Genomic DNA, 18133 nt, shown 5'->3' with positions numbered 1-18133 from the left:
AGGAAATACTGTGGCGGAAAATGCGTATAGTAAAGCAGGCGTGGATGTAGAAGCTGGGTATGAAGTGGTTCGGCGGATTGAAAAGCATGTGGAGCAAACGAAGCGACGTGGTGTAATGGGCGCACTAGGGTCTTTTGGCGGTATGTTTGATCTTAGTTCGCTTGCCCTCAAGGAACCGGTTCTTGTTTCTGGTACGGACGGGGTTGGAACGAAGCTCTTGCTTGCGATTGAAGCGGATAAGCATGACACGATTGGAATCGACTGTGTGGCGATGTGTGTGAATGATATTTTAGCGCAAGGTGCGGAACCGCTTTTTTTCCTAGACTATATTGCGACGGGGAAAACATCGCCGCTTAAGATGGAACAAATTGTAAAGGGAGTTGCGGCTGGCTGCATGGAAGCGGGCTGTGCTCTTGTTGGCGGGGAAACGGCTGAAATGCCTGATATGTACGCGCCAGATGAATACGATTTGGCAGGTTTTACGGTTGGGGCTTGTGAGAAAGAGCGTTTGATTGCACCTGGCGCGGTGAAAGCTGGGGATGTTTTGATTGGGCTTTCTTCAAGCGGGATACATAGCAATGGTTATTCGCTTGTGCGTAAGCTGTATTTCAAAGATCATGATTTTTCTCTCGATACGTTTGTTGAGGATTTTGGCAGGAAACTTGGGGAGGAGCTTCTTGAACCAACGCGGATTTATGTAAAGCCGGTCCTTAACGTCTTAAAGAAGTATCCGGTCCACGGGATTTCACATATTACAGGCGGAGGCTTTGTTGAGAATTTGCCACGGATGCTTGATGCGGATTTGGCAGCGGAAGTAGAGCTTGGAAGCTGGCCTGTTTTACCGATTTTTAAACATATGAAGGCGCTAGGGGATTTGGATGAACTTGAAATGTTTGAGATTTTCAATATGGGAATTGGGCTTGTGCTAGCTGTCCCAGCGGATGTGCAGGATGAAGTTTTGGCTTTACTTGGGGAATCGGCTTACCGGATTGGTTCTGTTGTGAAACGCGAGAAGGAAGCGGTTCGACTCGTTTCAGGTGAGGAAAAATGAAGATAGCTATTTTTGCTTCGGGAAGTGGATCGAATTTTGAAGCATTGATGGAAGACAGTGTGATTCGACCGGCGGTAAAGCTACTTGTGTGTGATAAGCCGGGAGCTCGGGTGCTCGAACGGGCGGATCAATTTGAGTTGCCTCGTTTTGTGTTTTCGGCAAGCGACTTTTTGAACAAAGCTTCTTGCGAAAAAGTGATCTTGGAAGAGCTCCTTAGATATGAGGTGGATTTTATTGTGCTTGCGGGCTATATGCGGCTTCTTGGGGAAACGCTCCTTGAGGCTTTTCCAAACCGAATTATTAATCTTCATCCGTCTCTTTTGCCGCTATTTCCGGGGAAAGATGCGATTGGTCAGGCGCTTTCTGCTCGGGAGAGTGTGACGGGGGTGACGGCGCATTTCGTTGATGCCGGGATGGATACGGGTGCTGTGATCGCGCAGGAAAAAATTGAGATCGTCTCTTGTGAAAGTAAGGCGCAACTTGAAGAACGGATTCATCAGGTCGAACATCGTTTTTATCCAGCGGTTGTGAAAAAAATGATGCAAAAGGAGTCGAAGAAAAGAAATGAAAAGAGCATTGATTAGCGTGTCAGATAAAACGGGGATTGTTGATTTTGCTCGGGAGCTCGTTTCGCATCAATTTGAACTTATTTCGACGGGCGGAACGAAAAAAGTACTTCTTGAGGCGGGGCTCCCTGTTGTAGGAATTGAAGAGGTGACGGCGTTTCCAGAGATGTTAGATGGACGTGTGAAGACGCTACACCCGGCGATCCATGGCGGATTGCTGTTTAGGCGAGATCTTTCGGAACATAAGGCACAAGCGGCTGAGCATGGGATAAAGCCGATTGATTTGGTTTGTGTGAATTTATATCCGTTTCAGGAAACGATCGCAAGGCAAGGGGCAACTTTGGAAGAAGCTATTGAAAATATTGATATTGGCGGACCATCGTTGCTTCGTTCGGCAGCTAAAAACTATGCAGCGGTGACTGTGCTTGTGGATTCGGCGGATTACGGGACGGTGCTTGCAGAGCTAAATGAAGCGGGCGAAACGAAGCGGGAAACACGAGAAAAGCTTGCGGCGAAAGTTTTTCGCCATACGGCTCAGTATGATGCGCTGATTGCGGGATATTTGACGGAGCTTTCAGGCGAAGCATTTCCTGAAAAGTTGACGCTTACTTATAATTTGCAAAGTGAGATGCGTTACGGGGAGAACCCGCATCAACAAGCGGCATTTTATGCGGAACTGCTTGCGGGTACAGCAAGTCTTGCAAGGGCAAAGCAACTTCATGGCAAGGCGCTTTCGTATAACAATATTCGGGATGCGGATGCGGCGCTTAAGATCGTATCTGAGTTCGAGCAACCAGTTGCAGTGGCGGTGAAACACATGAATCCTTGTGGTGTTGGAACGGGAAATTCAGTGGAGGAAGCTTTTCAAAAGGCTTTCGAAGCGGATGAAACGTCTATTTTCGGAGGGATTATCGCTTTGAACCGGGAAGTGAACCGAGAAGCGGCTCTTAAGATGAGTGAAATTTTTCTTGAGATTGTGATTGCTCCAAGTTTTACTAAGGAAGCTCTGGAGATTTTAACGAAAAAGAAAAATATTCGGTTGCTAGAGCTTGAAATTTCAAGTGGCGCGCGTTATCATGACGTGACGTCTGTTCGAGGTGGTTTGCTCATTCAAGATAGTGATACGTTTCTTGAAGAGAGTAAGAGCTATGAAGTGATGACAGATCGCGTACCTACGGATGAAGAGCTTAAGGCGCTTTTATTTCAGTGGAAGATTGTAAAGCATGTGAAATCGAATGCGATTGTCGTTGGAAATGCAGAGATGACATTTGGAATTGGTGCGGGGCAAATGAACCGAATTGGTGCGGCAGAGATTGCCTTTCGTCAAGCAGGCGAAAAGGCAAATGGTGCGGTTCTTGCGAGTGATGCGTTTTTCCCAATGAATGATACGGTAGAGGCAGCTTGGAGAGCGGGCATTCGGGCGATTATTCAGCCGGGAGGTTCGATTAAAGATCAAGATTCGATTGATATGGCGAACAAACATGGTCTTGCGATGATAAAAACGAAGGTACGGCATTTTAAACACTAAGAAAGGTGTGTCAAAGATGAAAGTCTTGGTTATTGGAGGCGGCGGCCGGGAGCATGCGGTTGCTAAAAAGTTGCTGGAATCTGATCGAGTAGAAACGGTTTTTTGTGCGCCGGGAAATGCGGGAATAGAAGCAGACGGGATTCAGTGTGTGAAAGTTCCAGAAACAGACTCGGAAAATTTGATTGCCTTTGCAAAAGCGGAACGCATTGATTTTTCGATTGTGGGCCCAGAAGTGCCTCTTTTGTTAGGGGTCGTAGATGATTTTGAGGCAGCTGGTTTAAAGGCTTTCGGTCCACGAAAAGAAGCAGCTTTGATTGAAGGAAGCAAAGATTTTGCAAAATCGTTTATGAAAAAATATCAGATTGAGACGGCGGCTTCTAAGACTTTTACGGACTATGATTCGGCGAAGGCTTATCTGGATGAAAAAGGGGCACCAATTGTCATTAAAGCGGATGGGCTAGCTGCTGGAAAAGGGGTAGCAGTTGCGATGTCGCTTGAAGAGGCTACGCTCGCACTAAAAGAAATGATGCTTGAAGATAAATTTGGCTCAGCCGCGGAAAAGGTTATTTTGGAGGAGTTCCTTGAAGGGGAGGAATTTTCGCTCATGGCTTTTGTGAATGGCGAAGAAGTCTATCCGATGGAAATCGCGCAAGACCACAAGCGGGCCTATGATGGAGATAAAGGTCCAAATACGGGTGGAATGGGCGCTTACTCACCTGTACCGCAAATTTCTGAGCAGTTGGTGAAAAAAGCTGTGGAAGAAATTTTAAAACCAGCTGCACGAGGACTTGTAGCAGAAGGGCGAGCTTTTCGTGGGGTGCTTTATGCTGGACTGATCGCAACAAATGCGGGACCAAAGGTGATTGAATTCAATGCGCGTTTTGGAGATCCGGAAACGCAAGTGGTATTGCCACGTCTGGAAAGTGATTTTGCGGAAGTGATTCAAAAACTGCTTCATGATGAAAAACCGGATGTTCGTTTCAAAAAATCAGGCGTTACGCTCGGCATTGTGCTTGCAAGTGCTGGCTACCCAGATCATTATGAGACAGGACACGAGCTTACTGGGCTAGAACATTTAACTGAAACTGTTCGGGTTTATCATGCGGGAACGAAATGGCAAGATGAAGTGCTTGTTTCTGCTGGCGGAAGAATTCTCTTGCTTGAGACGGAAGCGGACTCGATGCAAGAAGCAAGGCAAGCTTTGTATGATGAAATGAAAAAATTAGATAATCCTAACTTCTTTTACCGAATTGACATTGGTTCGAAGGCAGAGTAAGATGAAAAGAGAGATTTAGCGGGTTGGCTGGGTCTCTCTTTTTTGCGAAACAATTGTTTTTTACACGTTGGTACGTTAAAATATGAAAGTATAGAGTATAAACACTAAAAACGGAGGTTTTCGTATGCAAATAGAGAAAATTCGAGGGGAAGGTCTGGATGCGTTTTTTCAAGGAGTTTTGAAACTGGAGACGCTTGAAGAGTGCTATGCCTTTTTTGATGATGTTTGTACGGTTAATGAAATTCAGTCAATGGCGCAACGTTTTCAAGTAGCGAAGATGCTTTCGGAAGGAAAGACATATAATGTGATTGAAGCGGAAACAGGAGCGAGTACGGCGACTATTTCCCGTGTGAAACGTTCGCTTAATTACGGAAATGACATGTACGGCAAAGTTTTTGAACGCATGAAAGAAGACGAAAAGTAACAGGGAGGCTTTTTTTGGAACAGAAACCATTTCGAGGCTTACGAATCTTGATTGCTACTCTTTTAGGCATCGCTGCTCTTTTTATGATCGGGAATATGGTGATGATGCGCGAGCCGCTAACTTTTAGTGTGCTGTGGCACTGGGTCTTTATTATCGGCTTTTTGGCTATTTCCTTTATAAATTTACGTGCGAAAAGTTTTGTAGGGACATCAATTGGTCTTTCGGGATTCGCCATTTGTCTTACAAGTTTAATTGTGATGGCACTTTGAATTTGAAAAAGGTTCTGAAACGAATTTCGTTTCAGAACCTTTTTTGTTATTTGAGGATGCCTGTTGCGTAGAGAAAGACAAAAATAATGCCGATTGGGGCGATAAATTTGATGAGAAAAAGCCAAACGATGAAGATTTTGTAGCTGATTTTGCTTCCGGCTTGGAACTCTTCTACTAATAGCTTCCGTGGCATTCTGAAGCCAACAAAGATTGCGATTAATAAGGCTCCGATGGGAAGTAAAAGATTTGAAACAAGATAGTCGGCAAGGTCAAAAAAGGTTAGCCCGAAAATGTGGATGTTAGCAAATACGCCGAAGCTAAGGGCTGACGGAATGGCAAGGAGCATAATGACAAGGCCTGTCATGGTGCTCGCTTTCTTGCGCGATGTTCCTTGTGCCATAAGTGGCGCCACGGTTACTTCGAGAAGCGAGAAGCTGGATGTAAGGGCTGCAAACAGGAACAAAAATAAAAAGACGATGAAGAAAAAGGTTCCGAACGGTAGATGACTGAAAATGGAAGGGAGAATCACAAATAAAAGTCCGGGTCCAGCGTCTGGTTTGATGTCTAGTGCAAAGCTTGCTGGAAAAATGGCAAGTCCTGCTAGAAGTGAGACGAAAAGGTTCAGTAAGGCAACGGATGCGGCTGACTGTGGTAAGCTAACAGACCGGTTTAAGTATGAACTATATGTCACCATAACGGATAGACCAACGCTTAAGGAGAAGAAGGCTTGTCCAAGTGCGATTAAAACGGTGCTACCGGTAATGGCGCTAAAATCAGGTTTTAAGAAAAATTGAACGCCTGCCATCGCTCCGTCAAGAGTCAAGGAACGAATGATTAAGATAACGAATAAAATGAATAGTGCAGGCATCATGAATTTATTCATTTTTTCAATGCCGGAGACAATGCCACGGCGAATAACGAATACATTGAGTGCGATGAAAGCGAATGTTGCGAGAATGGAGATATAAGGATTCGCAGTCGTTTTTCCGAATTCTTCGAGCAATTCCGGTTGGGAAAGGCCGTTTAGTGAAAGCGAGAGGGCTTTAATCAGGTAAGTAATAATCCAGCCTCCTATGACACTATAAAAAGAAAACAAGATGCTTGCTCCGGCAATACCCATTTTTCCAAGCCAGTTCCATTTGGTTCCGGGCGCTAATTTTTTATAGGCTGTAATGGCATCTGCTTTCGAACTTCGTCCAATAATAAATTCTGCAATTAAGACAGGCAAGACAATCAAGACCGTTAGCAGAAGGAAGAGGATAAAAAAGGAGCCTCCTCCTGCTGTAGCGGCTACATACGGAAGTTTCCAGATCGCTCCAATCCCTATCGCCGAGCCGGCAGAAGCTAATATAAATCCGAGTTTGGAACCCCATGTTTCCCTTTTTTCCATACTATTCCTCCTTTATCTAGTTAAAGTATAAGTTTTATGATACCAAAAAATGAAAAGTAAGAAAAGGATTTTTTTAAAAACTTTAAAAAAGTACAAAAAAAGTTAAATTGTTGTTGGAAAGGGTGAAGATGGTGGAAACAAATGCTATAATAAATTATTGATGACTGAAAGGTGAAGGAGAATTTCCAGAATGAGACATTTTTTTAAAATCGATCCTGCGAAAGTTCTTACGGATCCAGAGGTCGAGGCTTTACTGAGAAGTGATACGGATGGTTTTATCATTGGTGGTACGGATCTTGTAACGGCTGAAAATGCGGCTTTTTGTTATGAACGCTTTATGGAAACGGATAAAGCGCTTTTTCTTGAGTTAAGTAGCGAGGAAATGGTGCTCCCATTTGCGGATCGATTTTTGGTTCCACTCGTTTTAAATTCTCCGGATAGCAATTGGGTTGTTGGGCAGTTTAGTAAGGCACTCAAACGGTTTTCACCGCATGTGCCGTTTAAGCAGATTAAGCCAGTAGGGTATCTTGTTTTAAACGGCGAAGCGAAGGTGGCTAAGTTGACAAAGGCGGACACGGAGCTTTCGAAGGAAGATGTGGCAGCATACGCTGAACTCGCGGAGCGTTTCTTGCAATTACCGGTGTTTTATTTAGAATATAGCGGGAAACTCGGCGATGTTTCTCTGGTGCGGCATGTGAAGGGTAAGTTGCTCGGAACGGAGTTATGGTATGGGGGCGGAATTCGTTCGGTTCATGAGGCACGGTCAATGGCAGAATTTGCGGATGTGATCGTGGTTGGAAATTTGATTTATGAAAATTTTAGTGAGGCTTTGAAAACGGCAGAAATCACTAGGTAAATGAATGGAAATATGATAAAATAAAGAACAAATGTTTGTATGGTGGTGGAAAAGATGCAATTGGAAAGTGAACAGTTAGTAGCGGGGCTCAATCCGGAACAAAAAAGGGCGGTTGAAACGACGGAAGGCCCACTTTTGATTATGGCTGGCGCTGGAAGTGGGAAAACACGGGTTTTAACGCACCGGATTGCTTATTTGATCAAGGAAAAGGAAGTTAATCCTTATAATATTTTGGCGATTACGTTTACGAATAAAGCGGCGCGGGAAATGAAAGCGCGGATTGTTGGCCTTCTTGGCGGAGTTGCAGAATCAATTTGGATTTCAACGTTCCACTCCATGTGCGTGCGGATTTTACGTCGTGATATTGACCGGATTGGTTATGAACGAAATTTTACTATTTTGGATAGTGGCGACCAGTTATCGGTCATTAAAGGGATTTTGAAGGATAAGAATATTGATGCGAAAAAATTTGAGCCGCGTGGGATTCTTGCTTCGATCAGCAATGCTAAAAATGAATTGATGACGGCTAAAGAATACAAGAAAGAAGCAAGTGGCTATTACGACAATATGGTAGCCGAGGTTTATGAAGCTTACGAGAAGAAACTTAAGAAAAATCAGGCACTTGATTTTGATGATTTGATCATGGTGACGATTCAGTTATTTGAACGGATTCCGGAAGTGCTTGATTATTATGGACGTAAGTTTCAGTATATCCATGTCGATGAGTATCAAGATACGAACCATGCGCAGTATTTGCTTGTGAAGATGCTTGCTGAGCGGCTGCAAAATATTTGCGTGGTTGGGGATTCGGATCAGTCCATTTACGGCTGGCGTGGTGCGGATATTTCTAATATCCTTTCGTTTGAAAAGGATTATCCAGACGCGAAAACGATTTTGCTAGAGGAAAACTATCGCTCAACGCAGCGGATTTTAGAAGCGGCCAATCGAGTGATTGAAAATAATGGAAACCGAAAACCAAAAAAATTGTGGACGAAAAATCAAGAAGGCAAGAAGATTTTTTACCATAAGGCGTTAACGGAAAAAGAAGAAGCCTCGTATGTGGTTAGTAAGATTCAAGAAGAGGTTCAAAATGAATCTCGCCCACTTTCTGACTTTGCAGTCCTTTATAGGACAAATGCGCAGTCGCGGGTAATGGAAGAATTTTTCATGAAATCAAGCATGGCATATACGATGGTCGGTGGAACAAAGTTCTATGATCGTAAGGAAATTAAGGATATTTTAGCGTATTTGCGCTTGATTTCGAATAATGATGATGATATTAGTTTGACACGGATTGTCAATGTACCAAAACGCGGTGTCGGTGCTGGATCGCTTGATAAGATTGCACAAACGGCTGCGGCTTATGATTTAACTTATTTTGAAGTGCTCGAACGAATTGAACTTGCTGGGCTTTCAGCTAAAATCAGCAAACAATTAGTCGAATTTTATGATCTTGTTAAAGGATTTACGAAGATGCAAGATTATTTGTCTGTGACAGAACTTGTTGAAGAGGTTCTTGAAAAAACGGGTTACCGGACAATGCTTAAGAATGAACGAACGATTGAAGCGCAAACGCGACTCGAAAATATTGATGAATTTATGTCGGTCACACAAAACTTCGAGAAGGAAAGCGAAGACAAATCGCTGATCGCGTTCTTGACGGATTTGGCTCTTGTAGCGGATGTCGATCAACTAGATAATGCAGAAGATGAAAATAGCGGGGCTGTTACGCTTATGACGCTCCACTCGGCAAAGGGGCTAGAGTTCCCAGTTGTCTTTTTAGTGGGAATGGAAGAAGGCATCTTCCCGCATTCTCGTGCGCTATTTGAAGAAGACGAAATGGAAGAAGAAAGACGACTGGCATATGTGGGGATTACACGTGCTGAAGAGGAACTTTATCTGACGAGTGCTTACTCACGGATGTTGTTTGGACGAAGTACGGCAAATTCAGAATCCCGCTTTATTGGGGAGATCCCACAAGATTTACTTGAAATGGGTCATGAAAATCGGTTGAAGGAAGTTCCATTTAAACGAACACCCGAGAAACGAACAACTTCTGTTTATAAGAGCTCTGGTGCGGCTCAACTTGGCTGGAACGTCGGGGATAAAGCGAAGCACAAAAAATGGGGGACAGGAACGGTTGTTAGCGTAAAAGGCGAGGGAAGCAATATGGAGTTAGATATTGCTTTTGAAAGTCCAGTGGGTATTAAACGGCTACTTGCTGAATTCGCGCCGATCGAAAAAGTCTAGTAAGAAATGGGTGGACCTTGAAAATGAATGAAAAAAAACGCTATGAAGATATCATTCGTACTTTGGATGAATATAGCTACGAGTATTATGTGATGGATAATCCTACAGTTGAAGATGCGGAATATGATAAGTTAATGCAGGAATTATTGCAGATTGAAGAAAAACATCCAGATTGGGTTACGAACGACTCGCCTTCTATGCGTGTTGGTGGCGAAGTTTTGGAAGGCTTTGAAAAGGTAGAGCACAAAATTCCTATGCTGAGCTTGGCGAATGCATTTAATGAACAAGATTTGCTTGATTTTGACCGGCGGATTCGTGAAAAAGTGGGGGAAGATCGTGAATACATGTGTGAGCTCAAAATTGATGGGCTCGCAGTTTCTCTTGCTTATGAAGATGGACGTTATCACCGCGGGGCAACACGGGGAGATGGGTCTGTTGGCGAAGATATTACGGCTAACTTACGGACGATTCGCTCGATTCCAATGAAGCTTAAACAGCCCTTTTCTATTGAGGTGCGTGGTGAAGCATATATGCCGAAGCGTTCTTTTGTGAAGTTGAATGAAAAACGTGAAGAAGACGGACTTCCACAATTTGCTAACCCGCGAAATGCGGCTGCTGGGTCACTCAGACAGCTTGACACAAAAATTGCAGCATCGCGGAATTTAGATATTTTTCTTTATGCGGTAGCTGATTTTGGTGAGATGGGAGTTTCGCGTCATAGTGATGGACTTGATAAGTTAACGGAACTGGGGCTTCGAACAAATAAGGAACGCCGAGTTTGTAAGACGATGGATGAAGTCTTTCAGTATATTGAGGAGTGGACACAAAAACGTGAGACACTCGATTATGACATTGACGGAATTGTAATTAAACTAAATGACCTTGCGCAACAAGAAGAGATGGGAGCGCGCATTAAGACACCGCGCTGGTCGATCGCCTACAAGTTTCCTGCAGAAGAAGTGGAAACAAAACTCGAAGGAATTGAGTTGAATGTTGGGCGCACGGGAGTGGTTACGCCAACTGCGGTTCTAGATCCGGTTCAGCTTGCGGGAACGACGGTTAGCCGAGCTTCGCTTCACAACGAAGATTTGATTCATGAACGAGATATTCGTGTTGGAGACACGGTTGTTGTGAAAAAAGCAGGCGACATCATCCCAGAGATCATTCGAAGCATTCCAGAAAAACGTACGGGGAATGAAGTCACTTTCCACATGCCAGAAACTTGTCCGACTTGCGGGAGTGAACTGGTTCGACTGGAAGAAGAAGTCGCACTTCGTTGCATCAATCCGAAGTGTCCTGCTCAAATCAAAGAAGAATTGATTCACTTTGTTTCAAGGAATGCCATGAACATTGATGGGCTTGGTGAAAAGGTTGTGGTGCAGCTGTTTTCACATGAATTGATTCACGATGTTGCAGATTTATATTTCCTATCGAAGGAAAAACTGTTAGAATTAGAAAGAATGGGAGAAAAATCAGTTTCGAATTTGTTGAACTCGATTGAAAATAGTAAATCGAATTCGTTGGAAAGACTTTTATTTGGACTGGGGATTCGTCATGTCGGTGAAAAAGCTGCTAGGACGCTTGCGCTGAAATTTGAAACAATGGATGCTCTTCGTGCGGCAGATAAAGAAACGCTCACGGAAACGGCAGATATTGGCGAGAAGATGGCAGATAGTATTGTGACTTATTTTGAAAATGAAGAAGTCCACGCACTGCTTTCTGAACTTAGAAGAGCTGGTGTGAATATGACGTACACAGGACCAAGACGTGAAGATATTCCAGAAGAAGATTTGGTATTTGCTGGGAAAACGGTTGTTTTAACAGGGAAATTGGAACAAATGACACGAAATGATGCGAAAGCGCTAATTGAAAAACTTGGTGGGAACGTTTCAGGAAGTGTTAGTAAGAAAACGGATGTTGTTGTTGCAGGTAGTGATGCAGGTTCGAAGCTTACAAAAGCAGAGGAACTTGGCATTCCTGTCTGGTCGGAACTAGACCTTATGGAATACTTACCGGATGAGGGTGAAATTTAATCAATGAAAAAACTTTTAATAGTCATCGCAAGTTTACTGCTCGTTTTGGCAGGATGTGCGCCGAAGCTTTCTTCAGATGAAGAGGTCGTGCAAAAAGGCGATAAGAAAAAAAGCGAAACTGGGATTATGACGAAAAACCAGATTTCGTCCAATTACTACAAGACGGTGCTACCTTATAAAGCAAGTAAGTCCCGAGGTCTTGTTGTTTCGAATATTTATTCACGTTATGACATTAATCAACTGGAAACAGGATTGATGCGCGTTTCGCAGGAAGAATATTCGCCGGATGAATATCTTTTCCAAGAAGGACAATATCTTGACAAAGAAACACTTACTTCTTGGCTTGGTAGAAAAAGTGATAAAAACAAAGAAGGGCTAAATCCTGTTGACAATGGCTACGGGGATGATCGAAATCCGATTTATTTAGCTCATATCTTAGAGCAAGATTATTTGAAACAAACAGATAGTGATAGTGTCTCGCTTGGTGGGGTTTCTATTGCGCTTGCAATGAACTCGGTTGATTATTACCAAAAAGAAAAATATGGAGATACATTTGAGCAAGGGATTAGTGATTCTGTTTTACTTGAACAAGGTCAGAGAATGGCACAAACTGTGTTAGAGCGGATTCGTAAAACGAAGGGACTTGAGAATGTTCCGGTCACAATCGCGATCTATAAACAAGGTAAACGTGATGCCGTAGCGCCAGGAAACTATATGGCATATGCAACGGCTGATGGTGCAAGCTTATCGAACTTTAAAACGATCAAAGAAAAGAACTATGTGCTTCCTTCAACTGAAGCAAATAGCGACCATAAGACGGACAATGACAGTTTCTTAAACTTTAAAGCTGATATTGAGTCTTACTATCCAAACTTTACTGGGGTAGTTGGTCGTGCACGCTATGAAAATGGGGAAATGGCGGAGCTTGATATTGATATTCCATTACAATTTTACGGACAAGCTGAAATTATTGGTTTCACACAGTACATTACAGATCTTGTTGGTAAACATTTACCAGGTAGCGCTGAGATTCAAATTAATATCTCTACAACGGATGGCCCAGCCGCTTTAATTACTAGAAGTCCAAGTGATAAAGCAGCAACGGCGCATATTTATGACTAAATGGATTTAAAACTGGCTAGCTAACGCTAGTCAGTTTTTGTTTGCCGTTTTTCGTATCGCAAGTGGGAGTAGTTTATGATATAATTTTAGCATTGGTGGAAAAACTGGAAAAGGAGGATGGCATCTTGACAAATATTTCTGAAGACGAGGTTTTGAAGGTCGCAAATTTGGCGAAACTAGAAGTTTCTAACGAGGAAGCGGGGGCTTTTGCCACGCAACTTGATAAAATCATTGAAATGGTTGAAAAATTAAATGAACTCGATACGCAAAACGTGGAACCAACTTCACATGCGATTGAAGTCTCGAATGTGTTGCGCGAAGATGTGGCGAAACCGGGATTGAAACGTGAGAAGGTTTTACGCAATGCTCCTGATACGCAAGATGGTATGTTTAAGGTACCAACGATTATTGAAGAGTAAATTAATGAATGGATCCATTTTAGGAGGGAATTTATTTTGGGATACTTTGATCATTCAGTGAAAAACTTGCACGAACTACTCGTGAAAAAAGAAATTTCCCCATATGATCTGGTGAAAGAATCTTTTGACCGAATTGAAGCTGTCGAAGAGAAAGTCGGCGCTTTTATTACTTTAAATCAAGAAACTGCGTTTGATGTCGCAGAAGAAATGGCTGACGCTGGAATAGATCCGAACAATATGCTCGCAGGGCTTCCGATTGGTATCAAAGATAATATTGTAACCAATGATTTGCGGACAACAGCTGCAAGTAAGATTTTATATAATTTTGACCCAATTTATGATGCAACGGTTATGCATAAATTAAAGGCGGCTCAAGCGATTAATATCGGGAAACTTAATATGGATGAATTCGCGATGGGGTCTTCAACGGAAACTTCTTATTTCCACAAAACGTATAACCCGTGGGATCTTTCAAAAGTTCCAGGTGGTTCTTCAGGTGGGAGTGCGGCGGCTGTTGCGGCAAAAGAAGTGCTCTTCTCTCTTGGCTCAGATACGGGTGGATCGATTCGTCAACCGGCTGCTTTTTGTGGGGTCGTTGGAATGAAACCTACATATGGACGTGTTTCGCGTTTTGGGTTGATTGCTTTCGCTTCATCACTAGATCAAATTGGACCGATTACGCGCACAGTTGAAGATAATGCGTATTTATTGCAAGCTATTTCAGGTGTAGATGAAAACGATTCGACTTCGATTGATAAGCCAGTCGAAGATTTTTCAAAATACTTAACAGGCGATGTTAAAGGTCTTAAAATTGGGGTGCCAAAAGAATATCTTGGTGATGGTGTTCAAGAAGGCGTGAAAAAAGCAGTGCTTGAAGCGCTTGAAACGTTTAAAAAGTTAGGGGCTACTGTGGAAGAGGTTTCATTGCCGCATTCTGAATATGGCGTTGCAAGTTACTATATTCTTGCATCAAGTGAAGCTTCCTCAAACCTTTCTCGCTTTGATGGGGTTCGTTATGGGTACCGTTCTGAAAAAGCAGAAACACTTGATGAGCTCTATAAACTGACAAGGTCGGAAGGCTTTGGCGATGAAGTAAAACGTCGGATTATGCTTGGGACTTATTCGTTAAGCTCGGGGTACTATGATGCTTATTACAAGAAAGCGCAGCAAGTTCGGACGCTAATTAAACAAGATTTTGAAAAAGTGTTCGCAGATTTTGATGTGATTATTGGTCCAAGTACGCCAACAACGGCATTTAATATTGATGGCATGATTCACGACCCGATCACCATGTATCAAAATGACTTACTGACGATTCCAATTAATTTGGCTGGCTTACCAGCTATCTCTGTTCCATGCGGATTTAGTGAAGGACTTCCTGTCGGCTTACAAATTATCGGTAATCATTTTGAGGAAGGTCGTATCTATAACGCGGCACACGCTTTCGAGCAAGAAACGACTTTCCACAAAGAAAATCCATCATTATAAAGGAGCGGTTGAAACATGAATTTTGAAACGGTAATTGGGCTTGAGGTCCACGTTGAACTGAAAACTGAATCGAAGATCTTTTCTTCTGCTCCTGCACATTTTGGGGCAGAACCAAATACGAATACGACAGTGGTTGATTTAGGAATGCCTGGCGTGCTTCCGGTTCTGAATAAGCGTGCTGTCGAATTTGGAATGAAAGCAGCGATGGCGATTAATTGTGAGATTGCTCGCCACACGAAATTTGACCGTAAAAACTATTTCTATCCAGATAATCCTAAGGCTTACCAAATTTCACAATTCGATAAACCGATTGGTGAACACGGCTGGATTGAAATCGAAGTAGGCGGTAAAACGAAAAAAATTGGCATTACACGCCTACACCTAGAAGAAGATGCTGGGAAGAATACGCATACTTCGCACGGCTATTCGCTTGTCGATATTAACCGGCAAGGAACACCTCTTATTGAAATCGTTTCTGAACCAGATATTCGCTCAGCTGAGGAAGCCTATGCTTATCTTGAAAAGTTAAAGTCGATCATTCAATATACGGGTGTTTCTGATGTGAAGATGGAAGAAGGTTCGATGCGTTGTGATGCGAATATCTCAATTCGTCCTGTTGGGCAAGAGGAATTCGGTGTGAAAACAGAACTTAAGAACTTGAACTCCTTTAATAATGTTCGTAAGGGAATCGAATACGAAGAAAAACGTCAAGCAGAGGTGCTAATGGCTGGTGGCATCATCGAGCAAGAAACTCGCCGCTTTGAAGAAGCAACGGGTAAAACGACACTGATGCGTGTAAAAGAAGGCTCGGATGATTATCGTTATTTCCCTGAACCAGACTTAGTTGATTTATATATTGATGAAGCTTGGATGGAACGAATTCGCAGTGAAATTCCTGAACTTCCAGATAAGCGTCGCGTCCGTTACGTTGAAGAACTGGGGCTACCGGCTTATGATGCGATGGTGCTTACGCTTACGAAGGAGATGTCTGATTTCTTTGAAGCGGCGATCAAACTTGGAGCCGATGCGAAGTTAATTTCTAACTGGCTGATGGGGGAGGTTTCTGCTTATCTGAATGCAGAGCAAAAAGAACTTCATGAAACGGGGCTTACACCGGAAAACCTTTCTGGAATGGTCAAATTGATCGAAGACGGAACGATTTCCTCGAAAATTGCTAAGAAAGTCTTCCGTGAACTCGCTCAAAATGGCGGGGATGCGGAAGCTGTCGTGAAAGCAAAAGGACTTGTTCAAATTTCAGATGAAGGGGAGTTGCGTAAGATTATTTCAGGTATTCTGGATAATAATGCGCAGTCCATTGAGGATTACAAAAACGGGAAAGATCGTGCTGTTGGCTTCCTTGTAGGTCAAGTTATGAAAGCAACAAAAGGACAAGCGAATCCGCCGATGGTGAATAAGATTTTACTCGAAGAAATGAATAAACGTTAAACCAAGAGAAGGGGGCAATTAGCTTCCTTCTTTTTCTTTTTAAACCAGCTGTTTTTTGCTATAATGAAACTGTTGGTGTGAAGAAAATCGGTCGGATAGACAATCGTATTTTTGTTTTGTAAGAGAGGATGAACTACATGGCGAAGAGAGCCCGTGTGATCTATAATCCGACATCTGGTCGGGAAATTATTAAAAAGAATTTGGCAAATGTGCTGATGATTTTAGAAGATGCTGGCTATGTGACTTCTGCACATGCGACGACACCGGAACCGGGAGATGCAGAGCGAGAAGCTAAACTTGCGGTTGCTGAACGCTACGATTTAGTGGTTGCAGCAGGTGGAGATGGGACCATTAATGAAGTGATCAATGGCATTGCTGAGCAAGATTACCGGCCAAAAGTAGGTATTATTCCAACGGGAACAACCAATGACTTTGCACGTGCGCTCCACGTCCCTCGCGATGTGATCAAGGCAACGGAACTGATTGCAAAAGGGGCCTCTGTTGCGATGGATATTGGAAAAGCAAATGGGACTTACTTTATTAATATTGGTGGCGGTGGGCGAATCACAGAACTTACCTATGACGTCCCAAGCAAGCTCAAAACGATGCTTGGTCAGCTTGCTTACTACTTAAAGGGAATTGAGATGCTTCCCTCAATCAAAGCGACAAAAGTGCGTATTGAATATGATGAAGGCGTGTTCGAAGGGGAGGCGATGTGCTTCTTACTCGGACTAACCAATTCAATCGGGGGATTTGAAAAAATTGCGCCCGATGCTAAACTTGATGACGGAAAATTTTCATTGATTATTTTGAAAAAAGTCAATTTGCCTGAGTTTATTCGACTGGTTACGCTTGCTCTGCGGGGGGATCATATCAAGGAGCCTAATGTGATTTATGTGAAATCGCAAAAGGTTGTCGTGACGTCTGAAAAGAAAATGTTGATCAATTTGGACGGGGAACTCGGCGGAGAAACGCCTATGGTTTTTGAAAATTTGAATCAACATATTGAATTTTTTGCGGATGTGGAGGCTATTCCTGCTGCTGATTTAGACCAAGATGAAAAGACGAGTCTCTTATCTGAGTAATCTTCCTCTGGACTTTTTGTACGGGAAAGGGACTTATGACGGAGACGTCTAGTAAAAAAGTTGTCTTTTTTGTCATATATTTGTATTATTTCTAAAAAAGCATTATAATGGGGAAGTTCTAAGGTAAGGAAGTAGGTGTAAAAAGTCTTGAAAAAAACCAAACCATTAAAACGAATGCTAGGCGTTTCTTTTGTGGCACTTCTTTTAGGAGGGGCGGTTACATTCGCTTTTTGGCACGTACAGGCTGATGAAATCGAAAAAGCGGGGACAAGTGAGGATTTAATCACAAGCAATAAAACATGGGTGGATGCAAAGACTGAAATCCCGCTGACGAATGATATTCATTTTGTCACACAGAAAAAAGGAACATCGGTGAAAATCGTCGGGGATGGCGACTTGCAAATTGAAGTGGTTGACACGCAATTGCTGAAAGAAATGGCCGATGAAAATCCTGATTTTAAAGGAATCAAAAAATACCGGCTTCGAGTTGAAGCTGATCGGGTAGCTGATTATTTAAATAATGAACGCTATGTTTTCCCAGTGGAGCATGGCTATAAAGGGTTATCGAATTATCAAATCAGTGCTGGGGAAAGAAAAATTAGATCTGCTGATGAAGCAATTGCGCTTACGAAAAAGAATACAAATTGGGCGGTAGAAACAACGCTTCCTGTTGAGTATTCGGATGACCTTGCGGAGGATGCAGTCGATGTTCTTAAAATGAATGTTTCTTCTGGGAAACTAGAAATGGATGACTCGTTCCGTGCGGATTATAAGAAAGTTGAAGCGCATGCGAAGATGTTCCGTTATAACTTTACGGTTGAAAAAAATTCTTTGCTGGTCTTTAAAAGCGAGGAAGAAGTTCAGATTGATGAGCCGATCGGGATTGAATATTTGATGAAGTAGAAACAGGGCGAAATGTCCTGTTTTTTT

General features: G+C 42.9%; 16 protein-coding genes. 15 read left to right on the top strand and 1 reads right to left on the bottom strand.

Features of this window, described 5'->3' with window-relative positions; translation table 11 throughout:
* The first annotated feature begins 10 nt into the window (after positions 1 to 10).
* The 6 genes from purM to HB912_RS12550 all read left to right on the top strand — a co-directional run bounded on the left by purM (position 11) and on the right by HB912_RS12550 (position 5114).
* Positions 11 to 1051, top strand: a complete 1041-nt coding sequence (purM, locus tag HB912_RS12575) for a phosphoribosylformylglycinamidine cyclo-ligase (RefSeq protein WP_185375066.1) — start codon at positions 11 to 13, stop codon at positions 1049 to 1051.
* Complete coding sequence (purN, locus tag HB912_RS12570) at positions 1048 to 1635, top strand: phosphoribosylglycinamide formyltransferase (RefSeq protein WP_185375064.1); 588 nt, start codon at positions 1048 to 1050, stop codon at positions 1633 to 1635. The genes purM and purN overlap by 4 nt, the downstream gene beginning before the upstream one ends.
* The gene (purH, locus tag HB912_RS12565) at positions 1616 to 3145 is read left to right on the top strand and encodes a bifunctional phosphoribosylaminoimidazolecarboxamide formyltransferase/IMP cyclohydrolase (RefSeq protein ID WP_185375061.1); all 1530 of its coding nucleotides are present in this window, start codon (positions 1616 to 1618) and stop codon (positions 3143 to 3145) included. The genes purN and purH overlap by 20 nt, the downstream gene beginning before the upstream one ends.
* Before the next feature lie 16 nt (positions 3146 to 3161).
* Positions 3162 to 4421: a phosphoribosylamine--glycine ligase gene (purD, locus tag HB912_RS12560; RefSeq protein ID WP_185375059.1), complete on the top strand. Its 1260-nt coding sequence runs from the start codon at positions 3162 to 3164 to the stop codon at positions 4419 to 4421.
* A gap of 124 nt (positions 4422 to 4545) precedes the next feature.
* Entirely contained in the window at positions 4546 to 4845 is a 300-nt protein-coding gene (locus tag HB912_RS12555) for a YerC/YecD family TrpR-related protein (RefSeq protein WP_036072253.1), read from the top strand.
* 14 nt (positions 4846 to 4859) lie between these two features.
* Positions 4860 to 5114, top strand: coding sequence for a hypothetical protein (locus HB912_RS12550; protein WP_185375095.1), 255 nt, complete (start codon positions 4860 to 4862; stop codon positions 5112 to 5114).
* A gap of 46 nt (positions 5115 to 5160) precedes the next feature.
* Here HB912_RS12550 and HB912_RS12545 read toward each other — a convergent pair whose 3' ends face one another.
* Positions 5161 to 6504 (bottom strand): sodium-dependent transporter, encoded by a 1344-nt coding sequence (locus tag HB912_RS12545; protein WP_185375057.1) that lies wholly within the window; start codon positions 6502 to 6504, stop codon positions 5161 to 5163.
* Between the two features lie 190 nt (positions 6505 to 6694).
* On the opposite strand from HB912_RS12545, the gene HB912_RS12540 reads away from it, so the two are divergent.
* The 9 genes from HB912_RS12540 to HB912_RS12500 all read left to right on the top strand — a co-directional run bounded on the left by HB912_RS12540 (position 6695) and on the right by HB912_RS12500 (position 18106).
* Positions 6695 to 7360 carry a geranylgeranylglyceryl/heptaprenylglyceryl phosphate synthase gene (locus HB912_RS12540; protein ID WP_185375055.1) on the top strand — a complete coding sequence of 222 codons (666 nt, stop codon included), beginning with the start codon at positions 6695 to 6697 and terminating at the stop codon, positions 7358 to 7360.
* 54 nt (positions 7361 to 7414) lie between these two features.
* Positions 7415 to 9610, top strand: a complete 2196-nt coding sequence (pcrA, locus tag HB912_RS12535; protein WP_036072261.1) for a DNA helicase PcrA — start codon at positions 7415 to 7417, stop codon at positions 9608 to 9610.
* Positions 9611 to 9633: 23 nt separating this feature from the next.
* Positions 9634 to 11643 (top strand): NAD-dependent DNA ligase LigA, encoded by a 2010-nt coding sequence (ligA, locus tag HB912_RS12530; protein WP_185375053.1) that lies wholly within the window; start codon positions 9634 to 9636, stop codon positions 11641 to 11643.
* 3 nt (positions 11644 to 11646) lie between these two features.
* Positions 11647 to 12765: a CamS family sex pheromone protein gene (locus HB912_RS12525; RefSeq protein ID WP_185375051.1), complete on the top strand. Its 1119-nt coding sequence runs from the start codon at positions 11647 to 11649 to the stop codon at positions 12763 to 12765.
* Positions 12766 to 12890: 125 nt separating this feature from the next.
* Entirely contained in the window at positions 12891 to 13184 is a 294-nt protein-coding gene (gene gatC, locus HB912_RS12520) for an Asp-tRNA(Asn)/Glu-tRNA(Gln) amidotransferase subunit GatC (protein WP_036072330.1), read from the top strand.
* 36 nt (positions 13185 to 13220) lie between these two features.
* Entirely contained in the window at positions 13221 to 14672 is a 1452-nt protein-coding gene (gatA, locus tag HB912_RS12515; protein ID WP_185375049.1) for an Asp-tRNA(Asn)/Glu-tRNA(Gln) amidotransferase subunit GatA, read from the top strand.
* A gap of 15 nt (positions 14673 to 14687) precedes the next feature.
* The gene (gene gatB / locus HB912_RS12510; protein ID WP_185375047.1) at positions 14688 to 16118 is read left to right on the top strand and encodes an Asp-tRNA(Asn)/Glu-tRNA(Gln) amidotransferase subunit GatB; all 1431 of its coding nucleotides are present in this window, start codon (positions 14688 to 14690) and stop codon (positions 16116 to 16118) included.
* A gap of 137 nt (positions 16119 to 16255) precedes the next feature.
* On the top strand, positions 16256 to 17203 hold the full coding sequence (locus HB912_RS12505) for a diacylglycerol kinase (protein ID WP_185375045.1): 948 nt from the start codon (positions 16256 to 16258) through the stop codon (positions 17201 to 17203).
* 147 nt (positions 17204 to 17350) lie between these two features.
* A complete protein-coding gene (locus HB912_RS12500) occupies positions 17351 to 18106 on the top strand; it encodes a hypothetical protein (RefSeq protein WP_185375043.1) in 756 nt (251 codons plus the stop codon).
* Positions 18107 to 18133 lie beyond the last annotated feature (27 nt).

Origin of the sequence: Listeria aquatica (assembly GCF_014223975.1) — a bacterium.
Taxonomy (GTDB): domain Bacteria; phylum Bacillota; class Bacilli; order Lactobacillales; family Listeriaceae; genus Listeria; species Listeria aquatica.
Note: the sequence above shows the minus strand (reverse complement) of the source record. Positions and strands in the feature narration are given on the sequence as shown.